The organism is Staphylococcus sp. GDY8P120P (assembly GCF_017892065.1).
GTDB lineage: Bacteria > Bacillota > Bacilli > Staphylococcales > Staphylococcaceae > Staphylococcus > Staphylococcus nepalensis.
Window position 1 is genome coordinate 141,358 of sequence record NZ_JAESKI010000007.1, and the last position, 21,592, is coordinate 162,949.

24 protein-coding genes are annotated in these 21,592 nt (G+C 33.9%); 11 read left to right on the forward strand and 13 right to left on the reverse strand.

Features of this window, described 5'->3' with window-relative positions:
• Positions 1-83 precede the first annotated feature (83 nt).
• On the reverse strand, positions 84-866 hold the full coding sequence (locus KA900_RS05210; protein WP_229718978.1) for a trypsin-like serine peptidase: 783 nt from the start codon (positions 864-866) through the stop codon (positions 84-86).
• A 307-nt stretch (positions 867-1,173) separates the two neighbouring features.
• Here KA900_RS05210 and KA900_RS05215 point away from each other — a divergent pair, with 307 nt between their 5' ends.
• A complete protein-coding gene (locus KA900_RS05215) occupies positions 1,174-2,145 on the forward strand; it encodes an LLM class oxidoreductase (protein WP_210139342.1) in 972 nt (323 codons plus the stop codon).
• A complete protein-coding gene (locus KA900_RS05220) occupies positions 2,129-2,362 on the forward strand; it encodes a DUF896 domain-containing protein (RefSeq protein WP_096808342.1) in 234 nt (77 codons plus the stop codon). Before KA900_RS05215 ends, KA900_RS05220 begins: the two co-directional genes overlap by 17 nt.
• Before the next feature lie 203 nt (positions 2,363-2,565).
• On the opposite strand, the gene KA900_RS05225 is transcribed toward KA900_RS05220, so the two are convergent.
• Positions 2,566-3,423, reverse strand: coding sequence for a fructosamine kinase family protein (locus KA900_RS05225; RefSeq protein ID WP_096808341.1), 858 nt, complete (start codon positions 3,421-3,423; stop codon positions 2,566-2,568).
• A 231-nt stretch (positions 3,424-3,654) separates the two neighbouring features.
• On the opposite strand from KA900_RS05225, the gene KA900_RS05230 reads away from it, so the two are divergent.
• The gene (locus KA900_RS05230) at positions 3,655-4,719 is read left to right on the forward strand and encodes a quinone-dependent dihydroorotate dehydrogenase (protein WP_096808340.1); all 1,065 of its coding nucleotides are present in this window, start codon (positions 3,655-3,657) and stop codon (positions 4,717-4,719) included.
• Positions 4,720-4,822: 103 nt separating this feature from the next.
• The gene (locus KA900_RS05235; protein ID WP_096808339.1) at positions 4,823-5,245 is read left to right on the forward strand and encodes a universal stress protein; all 423 of its coding nucleotides are present in this window, start codon (positions 4,823-4,825) and stop codon (positions 5,243-5,245) included.
• A 117-nt stretch (positions 5,246-5,362) separates the two neighbouring features.
• On the opposite strand, the gene KA900_RS05240 is transcribed toward KA900_RS05235, so the two are convergent.
• From KA900_RS05240 to yut, 10 genes are all read right to left on the reverse strand, one after another.
• Positions 5,363-6,178 (reverse strand): Cof-type HAD-IIB family hydrolase, encoded by an 816-nt coding sequence (locus tag KA900_RS05240; protein WP_096808338.1) that lies wholly within the window; start codon positions 6,176-6,178, stop codon positions 5,363-5,365.
• A 254-nt stretch (positions 6,179-6,432) separates the two neighbouring features.
• Positions 6,433-6,846 (reverse strand): transcriptional regulator, SarA/Rot family, encoded by a 414-nt coding sequence (locus tag KA900_RS05245; RefSeq protein WP_096808337.1) that lies wholly within the window; start codon positions 6,844-6,846, stop codon positions 6,433-6,435.
• Positions 6,847-6,901: 55 nt separating this feature from the next.
• Positions 6,902-8,368 (reverse strand): ribosomal protection-like ABC-F family protein, encoded by a 1,467-nt coding sequence (gene abc-f / locus KA900_RS05250; protein WP_103372801.1) that lies wholly within the window; start codon positions 8,366-8,368, stop codon positions 6,902-6,904.
• Positions 8,369-8,830: 462 nt separating this feature from the next.
• Positions 8,831-9,742, reverse strand: a complete 912-nt coding sequence (locus tag KA900_RS05255) for an ABC transporter substrate-binding protein (RefSeq protein ID WP_210139343.1) — start codon at positions 9,740-9,742, stop codon at positions 8,831-8,833.
• A gap of 250 nt (positions 9,743-9,992) precedes the next feature.
• Entirely contained in the window at positions 9,993-10,685 is a 693-nt protein-coding gene (locus KA900_RS05260) for an ABC transporter ATP-binding protein (RefSeq protein WP_096808334.1), read from the reverse strand.
• Entirely contained in the window at positions 10,678-11,463 is a 786-nt protein-coding gene (locus KA900_RS05265; RefSeq protein WP_107644148.1) for an ATP-binding cassette domain-containing protein, read from the reverse strand. Before KA900_RS05265 ends, KA900_RS05260 begins: the two co-directional genes overlap by 8 nt.
• Positions 11,456-12,277 carry a nickel transporter permease gene (nikC, locus tag KA900_RS05270; RefSeq protein ID WP_103372804.1) on the reverse strand — a complete coding sequence of 274 codons (822 nt, stop codon included), beginning with the start codon at positions 12,275-12,277 and terminating at the stop codon, positions 11,456-11,458. The genes KA900_RS05265 and nikC overlap by 8 nt, the downstream gene beginning before the upstream one ends.
• On the reverse strand, positions 12,277-13,254 hold the full coding sequence (gene nikB, locus KA900_RS05275; RefSeq protein ID WP_096808331.1) for a nickel ABC transporter permease: 978 nt from the start codon (positions 13,252-13,254) through the stop codon (positions 12,277-12,279). The genes nikC and nikB overlap by 1 nt, the downstream gene beginning before the upstream one ends.
• Positions 13,251-14,735 (reverse strand): nickel ABC transporter substrate-binding protein, encoded by a 1,485-nt coding sequence (gene nikA / locus KA900_RS05280; protein ID WP_369967501.1) that lies wholly within the window; start codon positions 14,733-14,735, stop codon positions 13,251-13,253. Before nikA ends, nikB begins: the two co-directional genes overlap by 4 nt.
• 92 nt (positions 14,736-14,827) lie before the next feature.
• Positions 14,828-15,745 carry an urea transporter gene (gene yut / locus KA900_RS05285; RefSeq protein WP_103372806.1) on the reverse strand — a complete coding sequence of 306 codons (918 nt, stop codon included), beginning with the start codon at positions 15,743-15,745 and terminating at the stop codon, positions 14,828-14,830.
• A gap of 220 nt (positions 15,746-15,965) precedes the next feature.
• Between yut and KA900_RS05290 the strand changes: the two genes are divergently transcribed.
• Genes KA900_RS05290 through KA900_RS05320 form a run of 7 tightly spaced genes read left to right on the forward strand, consistent with a single transcriptional unit; the run spans position 15,966 to position 21,023 of the window.
• Positions 15,966-16,268 carry an urease subunit gamma gene (locus KA900_RS05290; RefSeq protein WP_046206693.1) on the forward strand — a complete coding sequence of 101 codons (303 nt, stop codon included), beginning with the start codon at positions 15,966-15,968 and terminating at the stop codon, positions 16,266-16,268.
• A 13-nt stretch (positions 16,269-16,281) separates the two neighbouring features.
• Positions 16,282-16,695 (forward strand): urease subunit beta, encoded by a 414-nt coding sequence (locus KA900_RS05295; protein ID WP_096808328.1) that lies wholly within the window; start codon positions 16,282-16,284, stop codon positions 16,693-16,695.
• Positions 16,692-18,407 carry an urease subunit alpha gene (ureC, locus tag KA900_RS05300; RefSeq protein WP_096808327.1) on the forward strand — a complete coding sequence of 572 codons (1,716 nt, stop codon included), beginning with the start codon at positions 16,692-16,694 and terminating at the stop codon, positions 18,405-18,407. The genes KA900_RS05295 and ureC overlap by 4 nt, the downstream gene beginning before the upstream one ends.
• A gap of 11 nt (positions 18,408-18,418) precedes the next feature.
• Entirely contained in the window at positions 18,419-18,871 is a 453-nt protein-coding gene (gene ureE / locus KA900_RS05305; protein ID WP_103372807.1) for an urease accessory protein UreE, read from the forward strand.
• The gene (locus tag KA900_RS05310; RefSeq protein ID WP_210139344.1) at positions 18,864-19,553 is read left to right on the forward strand and encodes an urease accessory protein UreF; all 690 of its coding nucleotides are present in this window, start codon (positions 18,864-18,866) and stop codon (positions 19,551-19,553) included. Before ureE ends, KA900_RS05310 begins: the two co-directional genes overlap by 8 nt.
• A 13-nt stretch (positions 19,554-19,566) precedes the next feature.
• Positions 19,567-20,181, forward strand: coding sequence for an urease accessory protein UreG (gene ureG, locus KA900_RS05315; RefSeq protein WP_096808324.1), 615 nt, complete (start codon positions 19,567-19,569; stop codon positions 20,179-20,181).
• Positions 20,181-21,023, forward strand: a complete 843-nt coding sequence (locus KA900_RS05320; RefSeq protein WP_107644145.1) for an urease accessory protein UreD — start codon at positions 20,181-20,183, stop codon at positions 21,021-21,023. The genes ureG and KA900_RS05320 overlap by 1 nt, the downstream gene beginning before the upstream one ends.
• A 271-nt stretch (positions 21,024-21,294) precedes the next feature.
• On the opposite strand, the gene KA900_RS05325 is transcribed toward KA900_RS05320, so the two are convergent.
• A complete protein-coding gene (locus tag KA900_RS05325; RefSeq protein WP_096808322.1) occupies positions 21,295-21,501 on the reverse strand; it encodes a hypothetical protein in 207 nt (68 codons plus the stop codon).
• Positions 21,502-21,592 lie beyond the last annotated feature (91 nt).

Below are 21,592 nucleotides of genomic sequence, written 5' to 3' on the forward strand. Positions count from 1 at the left end.
TTTAATACGCTACATGAGCGTAATTTTATTAAACGAGGTGTTTTTATAATTTCATATTTTTTTATATTTTCTAAGTCTATGAATTAACTATTATTATTGTTGATAAATTGTAATATATCACCAGTTAACGGTACGGCGCTATTACTTTCACCTTCAACGCCACCATAATGTAAACCGATTAATTCATTATTACTGTTAAATACAGGTGATCCTGAATTTCCACCATATGTACTTGCATTATATGTTAATGTCTCACTATTACCATTGATTATTTCGCCAGAACTTTCCCACATGGTTGCTAAAGGTTTATCTCCAGGGTAACCAGTCACTGTTATTGGATTATCTTTAGAAACAGTTGAAGCATCCTGAATCGTCGCAGGTTCAACCACTTCTCCTACAGATTGGCCGTCATCATTTTTATTTAAATGAACAAGCACTAAATCAGCATCTCCAGGATATGCTTGTGTATCTTTTTCAGAAAATGTACCATACGGGAACTGACTATCATTTTCAGCAGCTGGCGCAAAAGATAGATTTCCATTAGAAAGATCCGCAACGTGTTTATTCGTTAATATTGTGTTTTCACCAATAACAACACCTGTAGCTATACTTTCACCCGCCTCTATATAGCCAATCGATTGATAATGTCCTGTTTGAGTATTTTCAATTTGATGTCGATCTTCACCCGGTAAGACGACTCTAGGCGACATATTACCTGCAGGCTTATTATCGTTTGTTTGCTGTGTCTCTGATGATGTATGATTCAAAGTTTTATCTTGTGTTTGTGCATGTATAGATGAATTCACAGCACTTAAAAAAATGAGCAAGCTTCCTACGACTGTACTGACTATAAATTTTTTAATCAAAATGAACCTACCTCCTACAAAAATGATTACGCTTTCAATTTACAGAACTTTTCAAACTTAATCAATTATTATTAATTCTTCATATCAATTTTATAGTTATTATAATATTTTCAAAATGAATTTATATCAAATTATTATATTTACGAAACAAGAATTAAACAACAACATCATCATAATGTTGCTTAAGCAATCAATCTATAAACATGTTGTTTGCATTATATTTGAAATGAGCATATAATCAATCTAAACAACACATGTTACTTAGTTAACTTTCGTTGTTTAATTTGATCAGATAGGAGGGATAGACGTGACAACAATCCAAACACACAATGGTTTCAAACGGACTTTTCGAAAGGGCTATTTAACCTTAGGTTTAATGTTACCTTTTGATGACTCTGAAAATATCGCATTGTCGTTTGATAAACAAGTCGAGTTAACACAATATGCTGAAGCACTTGGATTCACGAGCCTTTTTGTTAGGGATAATCCTTTATATAGCCCACACTTAGGTAATATAACGACAAACTACGATCCGTTTGTATTTTTAACTTTCATCGCTGCCAACACATCAAAAATTGCTCTCGGAACATCTAGCATTGTTGCTACATTACGTCATCCAATTCATATAGCTAAAGCAGCTACTTCTCTTGATTTGATCTCAAACGAGCGATTGTTATTAGGTTTAGCAACAGGCGACCGTCAATTTGAATTTCCAGCATTTAAAATAGATTCAAATAACTTAAGTCAACATTTCCAATCAGCAGTTTCATCATTAAATGAACTATGGCAAACACACTCACCTCAAATTTCAAATGATTTATTTGATTTGTATGAGGACTCAGGGTTACAAATATTACCAAAGCATAAACATATTCCTATGTTTGCGACTGGTTATGCTAAACAAGACATTCATTGGCTTAAACAGCATATGGACGGATGGTTATTTTACCCACAGCCATTCCAACAGCAAAAAGATTTACTACAAAAATGGCATAACAATGGTATATTCAAACCTTTTATGCATCCATTAGTCATTGATTTATCAATAAATCCAGATGAACTTGTAAAGCCTGTTAAAGGCGGATATAGATTAGGTAGAAACACTTTATTAAAAATATTAAAAGCGTATGAACGTATTGGGACAAATCATATAATGATACAATTCATAACAAATGAAAGAACGTATAAAGATATATTAGCTGAGGTGGGTAATGAAATTATGCCACACTTTCCACCTCATCATACTCAGGAGGAATTAGTGAATGAAATTATTAGATAGAATTAATCATTTAGCAAATAAAGAAAAGTTACAACCTTTAACAGTTGAAGAAAAACAAGAGCAACACACTTTAAGACAAGAATATTTACAAATGATTCGTGGCCAAGTAGTGAATACATTTTCTGCCTTAAAAGTGGTTGATCCCCTAGGTGAAGATGTTACACCAGATAAAGTTTATAAATTACGTGAAGAAATGGGTACTTTAAACTTAGACTAAAGGTTAGAAAACAAGACAAATAGCGCATTTTTTTAAATGATTGTCTTGCCCGATCTGGCAAAGCAGACTGATAAAAACGTTTAGTTTGAGAGAATTACATGACTATAAGCTCATGTATTGCTTATATTATATTTGTGACCGAGACATCAATAATGTCTCGGCCGCTTTTATTTTAAATACAGTCATTGGTATCCTATAGTAATTTAATGATTTATTATTTTATCCATCGAACGTGCTACGCTATCAGCATACATACCACCAAATTTTAGTAAATGAACCATCAACAAATATAAGCGATAAAATTCAAGGCGTTCATTGACTCCATTACTTAACGGGTAATGTTTATCATATGCATGATAAAAATCTTGAGTAAATCCACCAAATACTGTAGTAATACCTAAATCAAATTCTCTATCACCGTATAAGGGCGCAGGGTCAAATAAAGCAGGGTCTCCATTTTCTAAAAACATGTAGTTCCCACCCCATAAATCACCATGTAATAAAGATGGTTTGCTTTTATGATTATCTAATGCGTTTACAATGACTGCTCTTACCTTGTAATATTTATCCACGTCCTCATCTGCCCATAAACCTTTATTTACCAAAGCTTCTTTTAAGTGATCTAAACGCTGCTCTACAAATATAGTCTTCCAATGATCTGACCAACTATTATCAAACGAAATATCTCCGCCTTCATAAGGCAGTCCAAAGCCAAATTTACCTTCTGGCTGTTGATAACTATGCATTTTAGCTACAAGCTTTCCTAATTCAGTTTGGCTGCCTTGCGTACCTTCATTTAAAAAGGTTAGTAAAAGATAAGCGTCACCGTTTACTTCTCCGTTATCGACAACTCTAGGCGCTGTGATTCCAGCTTGTTCGAATAAATCGAGTCCTGCTACTTCTGCATCAAAAAAGGTTTTACTTCTACCACGCTGTACTAATAAAAAATAAGGCTCTTGAGTTGTTTCTACTCTAAAGGCTTCATTGACGTCTCCACCACTCACTGGTGTAATTTTTTCTATATGTTCTAATGGGAGTTGTGACTGCCATTGCTCTTTCATAAAATATCCCTCCGTATTTTAAGCATCACTCTACTATTACCGTTTTTCGCTATATTTAATCAAATCTAACGCTTTTCGATTGATGTGAAACTTATATTAATTATTTTTATTTATACTAGGCATATGATTACTAAAATGCTAGTCTATTAAAGACAATTATTTTCATAATAAACGATAACTATTACATCATTTTTATCTATTACTAATTTCGATAAATGGAGCGATTATTACATGTATAAATTAATTAAACCACTTTTATTTCAATTCGATCCTGAAAAAGCACATGGTATGACTGTTAATGCGCTTAAAACTTCACAAAAACACTCTCAATTTTTACCGATACTAGAGAAATTATTTTATTATAAGCATGATATATTATCTCAAAATATTAAAGGCATCCATTTTGAGAACCCTGTTGGTTTAGCTGCTGGATTTGATAAATCTTGCGAAGTGCCAAAAGCGTTAGAAAAATTAGGTTTTGGCGCGCTCGAATTAGGCGGCATTACGCCTAAACCACAACCTGGCAACACTAAGCCACGTATGTATCGTTTAGTAGAAGACGATGCGCTAATCAACCGTATGGGGTTCAATAATTTGGGAATGCATAAAGCACTAAGTAATTTACGAAAATTTAATTATGAAACGCCTATCGGTCTTAATGTAGGTGTCAATAAAGCAACGCCGTATGAACAACGTTATGAAGATTACATAAAAGTCATCGATACATTCAAACATGATGTTGCTTTTTTCACTGTTAATATCAGTTCTCCAAATACAGAAAACTTGCAAAGCTTTCATGATAAAGATGAATTTTCTCAATTATGTTCAGCTATTCAAACTTATAAAATTCAATATGAAATTGACGTTCCTATTTTTATCAAGTTAACATCTGACCTTAGTGTAGGAACTTTAACACGCATGCTTGAATCCATCACACAAACTTTCGACGGCATTATGTTAGCTAATACGACTCAAAAACGTGAGCATTTGCAATCTGCTAATCAAAAAGAAACTGGCGGTTTAAGTGGCCGTCCTCTATTTGAACGCAATTTGCAATTGATTGCTCATACCTACCAAAAAACACAAGGCAAATTTTTAATTATTGGTACAGGCGGTATATTTAATGTAGATGATACGATTAAAATGTTACGCCACGGTGCTTCGCTTGTACAAATTTACAGTGCCTTAGTATTTGAAGGGCCGGGCTTACCAAAAAAAATTAATAAACAGCTTGCTCAATACTTACAAGCGCATGGCTACCGTCATATTAATGATATTATTGGACTAGACGTATAATGTATTTTTATTTTGCAATCAAATGACTTATTTAAAATATTAGTAGTGATATTGTGATAGTTTTTATATTATAGGGTAAACAAATATTGAAGGAGGCGCTACAATGTATAAAAATATATTACTAGCTTATGATTTTGATAATTCATTTAATAACGTCCCAAATGAATTACAAAATTTAACTACTGGTGTTGATGACGCCAAAATCACTATTTTCAATGTTATTCCTGAAGGAGATTTACAAACTTCTGTGCGTTATGATGGCGTACATTTTAAAGAATTAGCAGATGAAAAAGGAAAAACGTTAACACCCTTTGTTGAAAAATTAGAAGAACTGGGGTTAAAAACGCAAGTAAAATTCAGTAGCGGTTATATTAAACAAGCCATACTGAAAGAAATCGAAATGCATCATTATGATATTATTGTTATGAGTAATAAACGCGCGAAGTCAGATATTAAAAATGTGTTAGGAAACGTAACACACAAGATTGCTAATAGCGCAAATATTCCTGTCCTTATCGTAAAATAATAACCTATAATAAATTAAAAACTCATTGTTCATATAAATAACGTCTCATATGACGTTACTTAAAGACCAATGAGTTTTTTTTATATAGTGAAAGAAATCAAACGACGCCTGACTTAGCTATCCTTGGGGCATTTGTGTTAAATAAGTTTCAATAACTTGTAACACCCCTGACTCGTCATTAGAGGGTGCGCGGTAATTTGCAGTTGCAGCAACTTCTGGGCTGCAGTTTGCCATCGCATAACTGTAAGGTGTTAAGGCTAACATTTCAATATCATTATTAGCATCTCCAAAAGCTAGCAATTCATTCGTTTGTATTCCCCAGCTGTCCAAAAGTGCTTCAATCGCGACGCCTTTATTCACTTTAGGAAGTATGATATCCAAACTATCATTGCCACTTGTCACAGCTCTTAGTTTCTCGCCATATTTGTTTTTCAAGCCTTGCATTACATTTTCTAAAAGTGTTTGATCTTTAATTCTAAGTGCCATTTTAACAAATTCATCTTGATTAATACTTTTAAAATCTGAAACCTTTTTTATATGATAATAATATTTATATAAAAATGACAAGAAATCATCGCTAACATAATCCAACACATACGCCGTGTTTAGGCCACTTAATACTACGTCTTGAATATGGTAATGGTTTATAATTAAATCTAAGACGTCAGCCACAAGGTGTTTATCAAAATAATGCGCTGTCACTAACGCCTCATTTTGATAAGTCACTGCGCCATTTTCAGCTACATAGGTTATCTGATTGTCTTTTTCAGGAAAAAATGAACGTAATTGTGCGTATTGATTACCACTCGCAACTATAAATTTAATATGTTTTTCTATCATTATTTCAAAAAGTTGATTAAAATAACGTTCATCAAATGTATTATCAGATTTAAAAAACGTGCCATCTTTATCGACTGCTATTGCTTTTATCACATGCTACACCTTCCATTCTTGTACAAATCCTTATGACTTTGATTTTCTCACATTCCCAGACACACCACAACAACATTAAATAAACAAAGCACCATAGCAGCATGCATCTATGATTCACACTTTTTCTAATCTTTCCATTATTATTTAATACACAATCACTTGCTTTCCCTTAGCAGTTACACCACATAACATTCATTTTAGTATGAATGATGTGCGTCGATATGTGACATGCTATGATTCATTCATGATGCCTATTAATCGTGCGCTTCCATTTTTGTTAACGTTCTAATGCTTTCTAAATTCACTTGTTTTAAAAGTTGTTCGTAAGTGTTAAGTGCTTTTTTAGTTTCTATCTCACCTGCATCTGTTAAATAAATATACATGGCTCTTTGATCTTCTATACATTCTTGTCTATAAACAAACGCAATTTCTGTTTTTTCCATTCTGACAATCAGTCTAGACATAGCGCTTTGGCTTAAATCTACCACTTTAATTAAGTCATTTATTTTATACTTTTTATTTTCTGATTTATAAATTTCATATAAAACGTAAAATTCTTTAAGACTTAAATGGTATTGCTCTTTTAATTTTCTTTCAATCATCATTTCAATATAGTGTATATATTTGGTCATTTTAATCCAGTTGTCTATCTTTTGTTCTTTGTTCATCGTACATCTCCCCTAATTCAATCGAAACTTACCATTATTAAATCATACATTTCAATTATGTTATATCAAAAACAGCTTTGTTTTTAATTTGCCATTTTCTATCAGCAACATTTTTTATAAAATTCGAATCATGTGATGTAAATAATATAATTCCCGGATACTTATTCATAAACTGCTCTAATGCTGTGATTGTTTTTATATCTAAAAAATTAGTCGGTTCATCTAAAATAAGCATATTGGCTTTGGTAGAAAATAATATAGCTAAAGATAACTTAGTTCTTTCACCACCACTTAAATCTACACAAGAACGATCTAACGCTTCATTTAGTCCTAGATTATTTAAAATAGCACGTGCAAACGATGAGGTTGCGCCCGTTTTTTCAATTAAATATTGTAATAATGGTACATCATACATATCTTGGTAAGAAAGCTGTTGATAATATGCCATCTCAATTTTAGGTGAACAATCAATACTTGGGTCGCGCTGGTAAATCGTTTCAAATAAAGATGTTTTACCACTACCATTTTCCCCAATAATCGCTATATTTTTCGCATAAGGTATCTGAAAACGAGCATGTGATAATATGTCGTTACCTTCTTTGATAATATTCAAGTCTTGTGCAACGATCGGGTAATGATTATGCACATCATAGATTTTACTATGAGGAAATTGAAACTGATTTTCAGCTTGTGGTTTTTCGATTTTTTCTAATTGCGCCATGCGTTTTTCAATATGTTTAGCTTGCTTCTGTGTTGCTTTTTCAACTGTATCTTTTTGTTTAGAGCCGCTTAAACGGTCAGGTGACATACTTTTACTTTTATGTTTTGCAGAAGCCGTTTGGATTTGTTGCGCTTTTTTACGTTTATTATCGCTTGCGTGCGCTAATCGTTTCTTTTCATTTATATAATTGTCATATTGCCTTTGTTTCTCCATATTTTCTAGTCCCAACTGACGCTCATACTGCGAATAGTTCCCTTTAAATACGCGTATTGTACCATCATTTTGTATGTCCCATATCGTGTCTACAACTTCATCAAGTACGTCTCTATCATGACTCACTATAATTAAAGTGCCATAATAAAATTTTAGTGTCTGAATCAGATAATCAACACTCGCATAATCCAAATGATTGGTCGGTTCATCTAACAGTAGTATTGGGCTATAATTTGAAATAACAGTTGCGAGTTTGTACTTCGCCTTTTCGCCGCCGCTCATTTTACCAATTTCTGCCATAGGTAGCTGAAGTTCACTTAAAATACTGCCATCTAACGTATTTATCTCAATATTTTCTGGCGTATCTATTTGTTTGAAATATTGTATCTCTTCCTTAACATCAACGCTACCCTTTTCTACTAGGCTAGGTTGTGTGATCATGTTGAGTAATGTTGTCTTCCCAGTACCATTATTGCCAATCACTCCAATTTTTTCAAATTGATAAGCATATAAATTTTCTATTTTTAAAAAACGAGTATCAGTCAGTGATTGGTTAATCTGATGTAATTTGATTGTATATTGTTCCATGTTTAGTTAATACACTCCTTAAAATTAAAGGGCGTGTACGCAAAAAAGAGACAGGTTTCTCCCGTCTCATCCGCTATATAAATCATAAATGTTCTTTTAAAAAGATACTGAAATTTATAACTTATATTTAATTTTAGGAAAAAATGACATACTTCTCCCTATGAGATATCCTTGCGAACAAGACCTTTTTGAATGATTTAAATTATGCGTTATTCAAAAAGGCAATTCTTAGTCTCATAGAAGCTGTCATTTTAATCCTCCTTTTTCCATCAATTTATATAATGTAATATAACATTTTACATTATATTTCTCAATCAATGTACACATTTTGTTTTCATTTCACTTTAAATATCATTAAAAAACCATTCCAGCGTGTGTATCACCTAACCTAAAAACAATCGTGCGTCTACAAATGTTTGAGTTGATAATCACTACTAAAATGGTTTTATAATTTTTAATTAACTATTGTTTCAATAATTGTTCTTTCAAATCTTTACGCTCGTATTCTAAAGAATATGGATCATTTAACCAATAAATACCTTCATCTACTTTAATTGTATGTCCATTTTTGACAGCTTCGGTATTTTTCCATATATCTTTGTTTTCAAATGATAATTTACTTCCTTTGGCGACTGGCGTTACAACGTAATCTCCTGCCATGTCTGGAAGTTCTTCTTCAGATATATCAGCTAAATCATTTTTCTTAGTCGCTTGTTCTACGGTTTTTGGCATGGTTAAACCGAATGCATCATATAATACTTCACTACCGTGACCATATGTTTTACCAAGCGCATACACTTTTTTATCAAAATCTTTAATGATTGATACAGTCGTATCTTCCCCTATTGCATCTTTAATAGCTTTACCATCATTTTCTGTCTTTTTATTCCACTTATCAATCCATGCATTCGCTTTATCTTCTTTACCTACTATTTTTCCTAATGCCTGATGTTGTTCTTTATAATCATGTTTCATATAATCAAAGGCGATGGTTGGTGCTACTTTATTTAATTTTTTCAGGTTTTTATCCGTATTGTACGTAATAATTAAATCTGGTTTTAACTTTGCGACGCTTTCTACATTTTCAGCATCTACTTTTTCTACATCTTTAAATTTATCTTTTAATACTTTACTATCATCTACAATATCTGCAACACCAACAATATTTGCACCGAGTTGTTCTAAACCACCCGCGTATGTTGCGCCAAGTACAACAATACGTTTAGGTTTTTTTGGAATTTTTACTTTATCCCCTGAATCTTGAACGTACGTTTTTGTTTCGCCCTCATTCTTAGATGACTTGTTATCAGACTGATTACTACATGCTGACAACACCAAAATAAGCGCGAGCAATGGTAATAATATTTTTTTCATTCTTAAATACTCCCCTTTTCGATATATTTATAATTGAGTCAGAGACAGATGTCTAAGCCTTGAATCATGTTTCGTTCTCATATCCAAGCGATAATTGTTTTGAGATCATAGTCGGTTACTATGTACGTTACATTTCCAACTTTCTCTAGTTTCTATCCATAGGTTTTTGAGGCTAAGACAATTCATTATGTCCGATGTGCTTATCTCAATTGAATGGCTTTTACTTGTTAATCATAAAACAGCATACGCTTTAATAAATAGAGAGTAACTCTTTTGTATACTTATCACGTTGGTCATCAAACAAATCACCTATAGGAAAATCATCGACGATTTCGCCATCTTTCATAACAATCATACGCTCAACAAATTGATTTAAAAATGCAATATCATGAGAAATCATAAGTATACCTTTATTTGTTTGGTCGTAGTAATCTTTTAATACTTTAATCATTCTTTGTTCCGCTATAACGTCTAAACTTGCTGTAATTTCATCACAGATTAACATATCCGGCTCTAACATTAAGGTCCGTATCGTGTTAAAGCGTTGCAGTTGGCCTCCACTTAATTCGTCTGGAAATTTTTCTAGTAATGCATTTTCTAATTGCATATACGCCATTAAGTGCTCAAGTTTCTTACGAATAGATGCCGGGGAGTGTGTACCTTTATAATATTGTATAGGTTCTTCTAATGCTGTGCGTATTTTAAATTTAGGGTTAAAGCTATCATATGCATGTTGAAATATCGGAAGCATACTTAAGCCTTGCGTTGAAAAGTGGCCTTGGTAATGAGTTAACAAACCTAACATGACATGTGCTAAAGTGGTTTTACCAGAACCACTTTCGCCGACAACACCCACCTTTTCGTTTGGTGCTATGGTTAAATTGATATCTTTTAAAATTGGGGCTTGTTTATAAGCAAAGCGAATATGTTTCAACTCAATCATAGGCGCCATCCTTTCTTAATTGACTCCGTGCATCAAATAGTTCCAGGCTATACGGCTTCACATGCCGATTTTTAAAAGCCTGAACATGATTAAAATCTATTAATTTACCGTGTTGAATGACATTAATCCAATCACTAAAACCAAGAACATGAGATAAATTATGCGTGATAATCAATAAAGTCACTTGGTGAACGTCGGCTAAGTGTTTGATTAAATGCATTAAATTATAACCAGTTATTGCATCTAAAGATGACGTAGGTTCGTCAGCAATAATAACACTTGGGTTCAGCATTAAGACACTCGCTATTTGCACCCTTGCTAGTTGCCCGCCAGATAAACTAAAACGGTAGCGTTTCATCACGTGTTCTGGATTTAAATCTACCCATTTAAGCGCTTGTGTTACAAACTTATAAGCCACCGTTTTATCTACTTTGTAATGCATTTTATAAATCGCAAGTAATTGTTTTCCTAATTTGGTATGGTCATTAAAACTATGTGTGTAATCTTGGGATATAAATCCTATTTCTTTGCCTAATAAATGATGCATATTAGTAATTATTTCACCTTTATAATGTAATGCATCAAATCGCGTCGTTAATGTATCAGGTACTTGTTGTACTAATGCCTTTGCAGTCAAACTCTTACCAGAACCACTTTCACCAACCAATACATTTACCTTACTCTTACGTAATGCTAAATCAAGATGGTGTATAAGTGTTTTGCCCTCTCGTTCTTTTATAGTTAGGTTTAAGATTTCCAAAACGTTAATATTAGCCATCTATATCACGCTTTCCTTTTAATAATTTATCTCTTAATGCGTCACCAGCTAAATTAAACAATAAGATAGTGATTGTAATTAAAAATGCTGGCACAATCAATAGTAACGGGTAAGCATCAATATAATCTCTACCTGCATTGAGCATTGCACCCCATTCTGGAGAAGGTGGTTGTGCGCCTAAACCTAAAAAGGATAGAGAAGAAATATAAAGAATAATTTTACCAAAATCTACTGTCATCAACACAATCATTGATGGCATCACTTGTGGTAAAAAATGTTTAAAGATAATGATGTGGGTTGGCACGTTAAACAACCTAGCCATTTGTATATAAGGTTTTTCAACTTCACTACTCACAATCGATCGTGTGAGGCGAGTATACGTCATCCATTTTATAATCGTGATTGCTATAACTAAATTCCAAATACTTGGTTTAAAGAAACTTGCCATGGCAATCATTAAGACAAATTCTGGGATACTCAATCCGATGTCAATAATTCGCATAATAATAGTATCAACAATACCTCTTTTATATCCTGCTAAAAGTCCAAGTGGGACACCAATAATTACAGTGATTAATAAAGTGATTAAACTGATCACTAACGTATATCTAGCCCCCACAATCACTCTCGATAGTAAATCCCGTCCATAGTCATCTGTACCTAACCAATGTGTACTACTTGGTAACTCTAATGCATTTCCGAGATGTACCTCTAGTGCGCTATTCATCGATACAAAAAACTGAGCTACAACTAATACCAAGAGATACAGCAAGAATATATATAAAATTAAATTTCGTTTATTTATTCTTTTCATTAAATTTCACCATCCTGTTGGTGACGTTTTAATGCATCCTTTGTCCTATTAAAACGACGTTTAGGATCAAGCCATAATAGTAATAAATCACTAATCGTGTTGGCCAGCACAACAAAGAAACCAATCATAATAACTGCACCTTGTACTACTGGATAATCTCTCGCTCTAATACTGTCTACAAGAAAATGACCTACACCAGGGATACCAAATAAATTTTCAATAACCACAGTGCCTCCAATCAAACTTCCTACAGACATACCTAACACAGTAATGACAGGTATAATGGCAGGTTTAAATAAATCTTTCCATAAAATGTAGCGCTCCGACATGCCTCTTAACCTTGCCGCTTCCACTTCTTTTGAATTATAAAGTTCTATCAAAGTGGAACGCATCAACCTTACATAATAGGCACTCATGCCTATACTTAATGCTATGACAGGCAAAATATAACCAGCCATTGAATCTAAACCAGATGACGGTAATACATCTAATTTTTGAGCAAATACATAAATAAATATGGTTCCTAAAAAGAAGGAAGGAATACTGACCGTAAATGAAGTCAATATTCTGATCCAAGTATCCAACCACGTATGATAATATTTCGCAGCCACAATACCCAATGGTAGCGCAACTACAAACACAACAATAATAGTTAGTACTGCTATAAATACTGTCGGTGGCGTGTAGAAAACTAATTCTTTAATTACAGGTTCGCCAGTCTGATAACTCGTACCAAAGTTTAATTGTACGATTTGTCCTAACCATTGAAAGTATTGAACTATAGGAGATTGGTTAAGTCCTAATCGTTCTTTAGTTTCTTCTATTTGGTCATTTGAAACATTTGCTACATCTAAATGTAAAACTTTATCAACTGGATCGCCAGGCGTAAGTTTCATTAAAATAAAAGTGATAGTAGAAAGGACAAATAATACGATGATCATTTGTCCAATTCTAGAAAGTATATTTTTTAATATCATTCTTTTTTATCTACCTTATAATCAATAAGATAAATACCTTCTGGTGTTGCTTTTAAGTTTTCTACATCTTTACTCATACCGACGATATTATCGTTGTAAGAAATATAGCTATTTGCTAAATCTTCATGTGTAATATCTAAGATTTGATTTGTGATTTGATGACGTTCATCTTTACCTACCGTTTTATTTAATTCATCAATTAATGCTGTGACTTTTTCATTATCATAACCACCTGCATTGATTGCACCTTCAGGTTTATATGCTTGGTTAAAGAAATATCCTGTGTCGCCTCTTGGAATCGTACCAAAACTATAAAGCGACGCATCCCATTGGCTTTGGTCGTCAAGATATCCTTGAATGTCGTCTACATTACGCAATTGGATATCTATATTCGCTTTTTTAGCGTCAGATTGTATAACTTGTGCCATTTTCGGTAGTTCTGGTCGACCATTATAAGTTGACACCGTCAATTTCAATGGATGTTCTTTCGTATAGCCTGCATCTTCCATTATTTTCTTAGCTTGAGCAATGTCTTGTTTTTGTACTTTTTGGCTTTGAATAAAGTCTAATTTAGTATTAAATGGACCTGTGGCAGGCTCTGCGTAGCCTTTCGACACATTTTTTGTAATACTTTCACGATCAATGACTTTATCTAATGCTTCCCGAACTTGTTTAGTCATTTTATCGCTTGAATGATTATATAATAATAGCGCTGTTCTAAATCCAGAGACAGAAGAAACTTTTGTCTTATCACTATCTTTGAGTGACTTCACTTTTTCGACTGGTAAATCTGTGATTACATCTGCTTTTCCAGAATCTAAATTACTTGTACGTGCATTACCGTCTTCTTGGTATGTAACGTTGATATGGTCTAATTTAGGTTTACCTTGCCAATAGTCCTCATAACGATCTAGCTGTATCTTTTGTGATTGTTTATAATTTTTAATTTGATATGGCCCTGTACCTACAGGTGTTTTATTAACGTCACCTTTTGCTTTGGTATCATAAATAGCTGAGAAAGGACTAGCTAATTCTGAAATTAATTCAGGGTACGCTTCTTTCGTGTTTATCTGCAGTTTCTGCCCATCTACTTTAATATCTTTGATAGGCAATGAACCTTTGACTAAATCACTTTTTTTAATACTTTCTTCTAAACTCGCTTTAACGGCTTCTCCAGTCACTTTTTTACCGTTTTGGAATTTAATATCGTCTTTTAAAGTTAAATTTAACTGTGTTGGTGATGTTTGTTCGTATGATTCAACTAGCAATTTTTGCACTTTTCCGTCTGCTGTAGCTTTAAACAGAGACTCTGCAGCGCCTATTTTCACTGGGACATCCGTTTCATATGGTGCGATTGATGTGGTCTTGAGTGGCAACTCCACATCTAAAGTCTTACCTTTAGATTGGCTACCAGAACCGCTACAACCAGCTAAAATAACTGCTGTCGAAGCTAATACTGTGATGAGTTTCTTCATAAGCATACCTCTTTCCAAAAAAATTTATATTCAATTAATATCTTTTAATCAATCATGTCTATGATTATTATACTGCCATCGATAATTTAATTAAACACTCATTCTTCACTTTCTTCTGCTTTCTGGACACTCATACTATTACCTGCAAACAGCATAATCCATGTTGCTATAATAAACGGCAATGTAAAGACCGGTAAGCCAAATGGTGTTAGCAATGTAGTCATGCCTGCATGTATAACAACAGTGAGTAATACACCAAGTATAATACTCATATAACGAGGGATTCTCGTTTTAAATGCAATTCCCAATGCTAATACAGTAAGGATGACATTATAACCAAATAAACCATCATTAATTTGATCATGGTTCGCACCCAGCACTGTTACTGCTGCAAAGCCAATAACATTGGCAATGATAGCGAACATGCCAGCTTTTCTTGAAGCAATCAATATACCAATTAATATTAAGGCACCTGCTAAAACATTTTTTAATAAAAACACTTCACTAAAGCCTGATAAAAAAGCACTTACGAACTGAATACTATGGCCTGAAAAAGTAATTTCTTGTACTGTATCAGGTAATATTTTGACGTCTGCATTTACAAATCTAAATTGAAAGGACATCAATAAGACGACCCAACTAACAAAGACGTATGGCATCGTCAACATCGGTACTCCAAAGGGTTTAAAAAATTCTCTGAATGCAGAACCTAACGGCATAGTAATAATGACAGCTATTAAGACAATCAATAAGCTATACCATGCTGGCACTAAAAACAATGTCAATGCAATTGCTGTAAGTACTGGATTAAATCCGGCTAAACCAGTATTTATTTCTTCTTTCGAATAATTTGTATGCTTAGCTAACAATAAAGATATGATACTAGCTATTAATGCCATTAAGCCTACTTGCCAACTTCCTATAAAAAGGCCTAATAAAATAAACAAACCTGTCCATGCATTGTTTAACAATAAGACCTGCGCGATATTTTTCAGTAAAATCTGAATCGCATTCACAATGTCACCCGATTTCTATAAAATTTACGTTAACAATGATATATCAAACAACCTAAAATGAAAAGTCTCGCAATTAATTGTGCAATTTTTCAGTTATATCATTTGAAATGAATGTGTAATCCTTGTAGTTGCTTATTTTTACGTTTATTATTGAATTTGTAAGCACATAAAAAGATTATATTTATCATTTTTTATCATTTTTTGAAAGGTAGTGAAAATTGTGCATTTTACACAACGTGAACAAGATAAGTTAATGCTAGTCATTGCATCTGATTTAGCACGTAGACGTCAACAAAGAGGCTTGAAATTAAACTATCCTGAAGCAGCCGCAATCATCAGTTTTGAATTACTAGAAGGCGCAAGAGATGGAAAATCTGTTGCAGAGTTGATGAGTTACGGTAAACAAATATTAAGTGAAGATGATGTAATGGAAGGTGTTGCTGACATGTTAACTGATTTAGAAATTGAAGCAACCTTCCCTGATGGTACAAAACTAATTACTGTCCATCATCCAATAGTCTAAAGGGGGTTATATGATGAAACCAGGTGAAATTATTGTTAAACGCACAGAAATCGATGTTAACAAAGGCCTACACGCTACAGTAATTAATGTTAAAAATACAGGAGACCGTCCTATACAAGTAGGTTCTCATTATCACTTTTTCGAAGTAAATCCTGCATTAGATTTTGATCGTGAACAAGCGTACGGGAAACGTTTAGATATTCCTGCAGGCGCTGCGGTTCGTTTTGAACCAGGCGATGAAAAGGAAATTCAATTGGTTGAATATAAAGGAAAACGCAATATTTTTGGTTTCCACGGAGAAGTAAATGGCCCTATCGATGAAACACGTGTGTATAAACCAGAAGACGATTCCAAAGAAACAGAAATTATCGATGAGTCTAATTTATCAGAGGAAAATGCTAATAAAGAAAGTGGGTATAACAGATGAGTTTTAAAATGACGCAATCTCAATATACGAGTCTTTATGGTCCGACTATCGGTGATTCAGTTAGACTCGGTGATACAAACCTATTTGCAAGAGTCGAAAAAGATTATGCTACGTATGGTGATGAAGCTACATTTGGTGGAGGTAAATCCATCAGAGATGGTATGGCTCAAAATCCTAACGTAACAAGAGACGACAAAAAAGTAGCAGACTTAGTTATTACCAATGCGCTTATTCTCGATTACGACAAAGTAGTCAAAGCAGATATTGGTGTTAAAAACGGGTATATTATGAAAGTTGGTAAAGCGGGTAACCCTGATATCATGGACAATGTGGATATTGTGATTGGTGCAACAACGGATGTTATTGCTGCAGAAGGTAAAATCATAACTGCTGGTGCTATTGATACACACGTTCACTTTGTTAACCCAGAACAGTCGCTCGTAGCACTAGAAAGTGGTACAACGACTTTAATCGGTGGTGGTACAGGTGCTTCTGAAGGTTCTAAAGCAACCACTGCTACGCCAGGACCATGGTATATCCATCGTATGTTAGAAGCTGCAGAACAAATCCCGTTAAACGTTGGGTTTACTGGTAAAGGCCAAGCTGTGAACCATACAGCATTGGTTGAACAAATCCATGCTGGCGTTATCGGACTTAAAGTCCATGAAGACTGGGGTGCAACACCTTCTGCTTTAGATCATGCATTACAAGTTGCAGATGATTATGACGTGCAAGTGGCACTACACGCAGACACATTAAACGAAGCTGGATTTATGGAAGAAACGATGGCTGCTGTTAAAGACCGTGTATTACACATGTATCACACAGAAGGCGCTGGTGGTGGTCACGCACCTGACTTAATTAAATCAGCTGCTTACTCAAATATCTTACCTTCCTCAACTAACCCAACTTTACCATTCACACATAACACGGTTGATGAACATTTGGATATGGTTATGATTACCCACCATCTTAACGCTTCTATTCCAGAGGACGTTGCCTTCGCAGATTCTCGTATCCGTAAAGAAACGATTGCTGCAGAAGACGTATTACAAGATATAGGTGTATTTAGTATGGTAAGTTCTGACTCTCAAGCTATGGGCCGTGTTGGCGAGATTATCACACGTACTTGGCAAGTCGCTCACCGCATGAAAGAACAACGTGGTGCACTCGAAGGAGACAGCGAATATAACGATAATAACCGTATTAAGCGTTATATTGCTAAATATACAATTAACCCAGCAATTACGCATGGTATTTCAGACTATGTTGGCTCTATCGATGAAGGTAAGCTTGCAGACATTATTATGTGGGAACCAGCGTTCTTTGGTGTTAAACCTGATGTAGTACTTAAAGGTGGTATGATTAGTACTGCTATTAACGGTGATGCTAATGGTTCTATCCCAATTTCTGAGCCTTTAAAATATCGTAATATGTATGGTCAATTAGGTGGCAACATGCAAAGTACATCAATCACTTTTGTTTCATCAACTGCTTACGAAAACGATATCGGCAGAACATTGGGATTAAATCGTAAATTAAGACCTGTTAAAAACATTCGTAATTTAACTAAAGCAGATATGAAAAATAATAACGCTATGCCTGATTTAGATGTAGATCCGCAAACTTATGAAGTATTTGTCGATGGTGAAAAAATAACAAGTGAACCAGCTACTGAATTACCATTAACGCAACGTTATTTCTTATTCTAGGAGGATAAAATATGATCATCGAAGAAATTAAAGGTAATATCGCAAATCTTCCGCAAGATGAAAAAAATAAACATGTTGAAAAAGTTTACCTTGAAAATTCCGACTTAGTTAAACGTATTCAACGTGTAACTACAGATCATGGTAATGAAATTGGTATTCGTTTAAAACAACCAATTGATTTACAATATGGCGATATCTTGTATCAAGACGATACCAATATGATTATTATTGATGTCAATTCGGAAGATCTTTTAGTGATCAAGCCACGTACCTTACAAGAAATGGGCGATATCGCGCATCAATTAGGTAATAGACACTTACCTGCTCAATTTACAGAAACAGAAATGCTTGTACAATATGACTATTTAGTAGAATCATTGCTGAAAGATCTCGGCATACCTTATAGTCACGAAGACCGAAAAGTAAACCAAGCATTCAGACATATAGGTCATTCTCATGATTAATCACGCATATTTACGCCTATTTCAATTTTGTGATTCTCAATTTCCGACTGGTGCTTTTAGCCACTCATTCGGACTTGAAACATATATTCAGCGAGATATTGTTCATGATGAAGCATCATTTAAACAATGGCTTGAATTGTTCTTAACTGAACAACTTTCGTTTGCTGACGGTTTAACTATGCGTCTTGTCTATGATGCGCTTAATGAAAATGATACAGAAAAGATATTATATTTAGATAAAATACTTTTCGTACAAAATTTGCCTAAAGAGACTAGGCAAGGTTCAAAACAAATGGGCAACCGCATGGTCAAGCTAGCAGCAGAGCTTTATGATAGTGAATGGATAACGTGGTACCAAAAACAAAACAAAGAGAAGAAAGCCAAATTGCATCCCGCAATTTGCTTTATGATGCTCGGCCATTATCTTGGTGTCGATATAGAAATGATTATAGATTATTATTTATATCAAAACGTATCGAGCTTAACTCAAAACGCTGTTCGTGCCATTCCTTTAGGACAAACGGCCGGACAACGTATCGTCCATGATATGATTCCTTTCATGAAAGAAACAAGAGATCATATTATGACGTTAGACAAGTCACAATTAGGTATCACTGCACCCGGATTAGAAATCAACCAAATGGAACATGAAAATGTAAACGTAAGAATTTTCATATCTTAGGAGGGCAATTTAAATGACAGAGACAGTTAAAATAGGTGTCGGTGGCCCTGTAGGTGCAGGGAAAACGCAACTTATTGAAAAATTAGTAAAACAATTATCTAAAGAGTTTAGTATTGGTGTAATTACTAATGATATTTATACAAAAGAAGATGAAAAAATCTTAGTTAACTCAGGCGTATTGCCTGCAGATCGCATTATTGGCGTTGAAACTGGAGGATGTCCACACACAGCGATTCGTGAAGACGCCTCTATGAACTTCGCTGCAATCGATGAATTAAAAGAACGTAATGAAGATATTGATTTAATCTTTATTGAATCTGGCGGAGACAACCTAGCTGCAACGTTCAGTCCAGAGCTTGTTGATTTTTCAATTTACATTATCGACGTTGCTCAAGGGGAAAAAATCCCTCGTAAAGGTGGGCAAGGTATGATTAAATCAGATTTCTTTGTAATTAATAAAACTGATTTAGCGCCTTATGTTGGTGCATCCTTAGATCGTATGGCAGAAGATACAGAAACATTCAGAGGCAAACGTCCATTTGCATTTACTAACCTTAAAACAGATGAAGGGCTAGATAAAGTAATCGAGTGGATTGACCAAGATGTCTTTCTTAAAGGTTTAGCTTAATGGCTGATTCAAAACAAAAATGGACTGGTGAACTTGATTTAACCGTTTTTCATAACGGAAAAAAATCAGTTGCACGTGATATCTTTTTTGAAAAAGCGTTAAAAGTCATACGACCAGTCTACTTAAACGGCTCGGATATCCCTACATTTTATATCGTGAATGTGGGCGGCGGTTATTTAGATGGTGACCGTTATAAGATGGATGTCACTGCAGAAGAAAATGCAAGTGTGATTTTAACATCACAAGGTGCTACAAAAATCTATAAAACGTTAAATGATCATGTCGAGCAATATCAGAACTTTACGATTAAGGATAATGGCTATATTGAATATGTAGGTGACCCAATTATTGCATTTGAAAATGCTAAATTTTATCAACATAACACATTTAATCTAAGCCCTAAAGCGTCATTATTCTATACAGATATATTGACGCCAGGTTATTCAAAAGAAGACAAAGATTTCACATACACTTATATGCACTTGTTAAATGAAATTTATGTGGATGATGAACTCATTACCTTTGATAATATGTTGCTTGATCCAACTAAAAATAAAGTTGGTGGTTTAGGATATATGGAAAACTATACGCACTTAGGTTCATGTTATTTCATACATCCTGAAGTTAACCAAAATCTTATAGACGATGTGTACGATCAAATTAAACATTATCAAAAAGAATATGATTGCCGTTTTGGTATTACTCAAATACCGACACACGGTTTTAGTATTCGAATATTAGCAAATAAAACGCAAATCATCGAGCGTGTTTTAAATACAGTACAAACGTATGTTGGAAACCATATTTTCGATCGAGAAGTCAATTTCTTAAGAAAATATTAACTTTTATGTTTTAAATATGCATGAAGGATAACAATGTTATATAAAAAAAACAGTCCGAGACATCTATGTGTGTCTTGGACTGTTTTCATATAGTCAGTAGCTGACTAGGATAAAAAACATTTATATTAAACTTTTAAGCATCGCTTCTTAATTTATGAATTAGTATGCCTCATGCAATGCTTCAACGCTTACATTTTTCCTACTTATCCTTCTCGGAATGGTACAACGAAATCATTTTAGCAACAATTGATTTCTGCCCCGTTCCTGCTTTTTAAATTATATTAAGCAACCACACTAAACTAATGACTAACAATACAATTGTCACAATATAAATAGCTAACTTTTCCGCTTTATTTAACGACTTTTCTTTATGTGTAAATAAACTAAATAAAGATCCGTCTTTACCCATAAGTAACGCTATGGAATAAACAAGTAAAATTATAGCTATAATTAACACTAAAAACGCGACGTATACCATTCACTTTTACTCCTTTGGATTTAATATTTTTAGTTTCATATACATTCATTTTACCTTAATATTTATGCTACAAAAATATATAGCTATTACA

What these genes read in the sequence shown, in the direction of transcription:
- KA900_RS05230 (WP_096808340.1), top strand. Translation starts at nt 3,655, where the DNA reads ATGTATAAATTAATTAAACCACTTTTATTTCAATTCGATCCTGAAAAA.
- KA900_RS05325 (WP_096808322.1), bottom strand. Translation starts at nt 21,501, where the DNA reads ATGGTATACGTCGCGTTTTTAGTGTTAATTATAGCTATAATTTTACTT.
- KA900_RS05260 (WP_096808334.1), bottom strand. Translation starts at nt 10,685, where the DNA reads ATGATTGAGTTGAAACATATTCGCTTTGCTTATAAACAAGCCCCAATT.
- KA900_RS05225 (WP_096808341.1), bottom strand. Translation starts at nt 3,423, where the DNA reads ATGAAAGAGCAATGGCAGTCACAACTCCCATTAGAACATATAGAAAAA.
- ureE (WP_103372807.1), top strand. Translation starts at nt 18,419, where the DNA reads ATGATCATCGAAGAAATTAAAGGTAATATCGCAAATCTTCCGCAAGAT.
- KA900_RS05220 (WP_096808342.1), top strand. Translation starts at nt 2,129, where the DNA reads ATGAAATTATTAGATAGAATTAATCATTTAGCAAATAAAGAAAAGTTA.
- KA900_RS05265 (WP_107644148.1), bottom strand. Translation starts at nt 11,463, where the DNA reads ATGGCTAATATTAACGTTTTGGAAATCTTAAACCTAACTATAAAAGAA.
- nikA (WP_369967501.1), bottom strand. Translation starts at nt 14,735, where the DNA reads ATGCTTATGAAGAAACTCATCACAGTATTAGCTTCGACAGCAGTTATT.
- nikB (WP_096808331.1), bottom strand. Translation starts at nt 13,254, where the DNA reads ATGATATTAAAAAATATACTTTCTAGAATTGGACAAATGATCATCGTA.
- nikC (WP_103372804.1), bottom strand. Translation starts at nt 12,277, where the DNA reads ATGAAAAGAATAAATAAACGAAATTTAATTTTATATATATTCTTGCTG.
- ureC (WP_096808327.1), top strand. Translation starts at nt 16,692, where the DNA reads ATGAGTTTTAAAATGACGCAATCTCAATATACGAGTCTTTATGGTCCG.
- abc-f (WP_103372801.1), bottom strand. Translation starts at nt 8,368, where the DNA reads ATGGAACAATATACAATCAAATTACATCAGATTAACCAATCACTGACT.
- KA900_RS05310 (WP_210139344.1), top strand. Translation starts at nt 18,864, where the DNA reads ATGATTAATCACGCATATTTACGCCTATTTCAATTTTGTGATTCTCAA.
- KA900_RS05245 (WP_096808337.1), bottom strand. Translation starts at nt 6,846, where the DNA reads ATGAACAAAGAACAAAAGATAGACAACTGGATTAAAATGACCAAATAT.
- ureG (WP_096808324.1), top strand. Translation starts at nt 19,567, where the DNA reads ATGACAGAGACAGTTAAAATAGGTGTCGGTGGCCCTGTAGGTGCAGGG.
- KA900_RS05320 (WP_107644145.1), top strand. Translation starts at nt 20,181, where the DNA reads ATGGCTGATTCAAAACAAAAATGGACTGGTGAACTTGATTTAACCGTT.
- KA900_RS05295 (WP_096808328.1), top strand. Translation starts at nt 16,282, where the DNA reads ATGAAACCAGGTGAAATTATTGTTAAACGCACAGAAATCGATGTTAAC.
- KA900_RS05235 (WP_096808339.1), top strand. Translation starts at nt 4,823, where the DNA reads ATGTATAAAAATATATTACTAGCTTATGATTTTGATAATTCATTTAAT.
- KA900_RS05255 (WP_210139343.1), bottom strand. Translation starts at nt 9,742, where the DNA reads ATGAAAAAAATATTATTACCATTGCTCGCGCTTATTTTGGTGTTGTCA.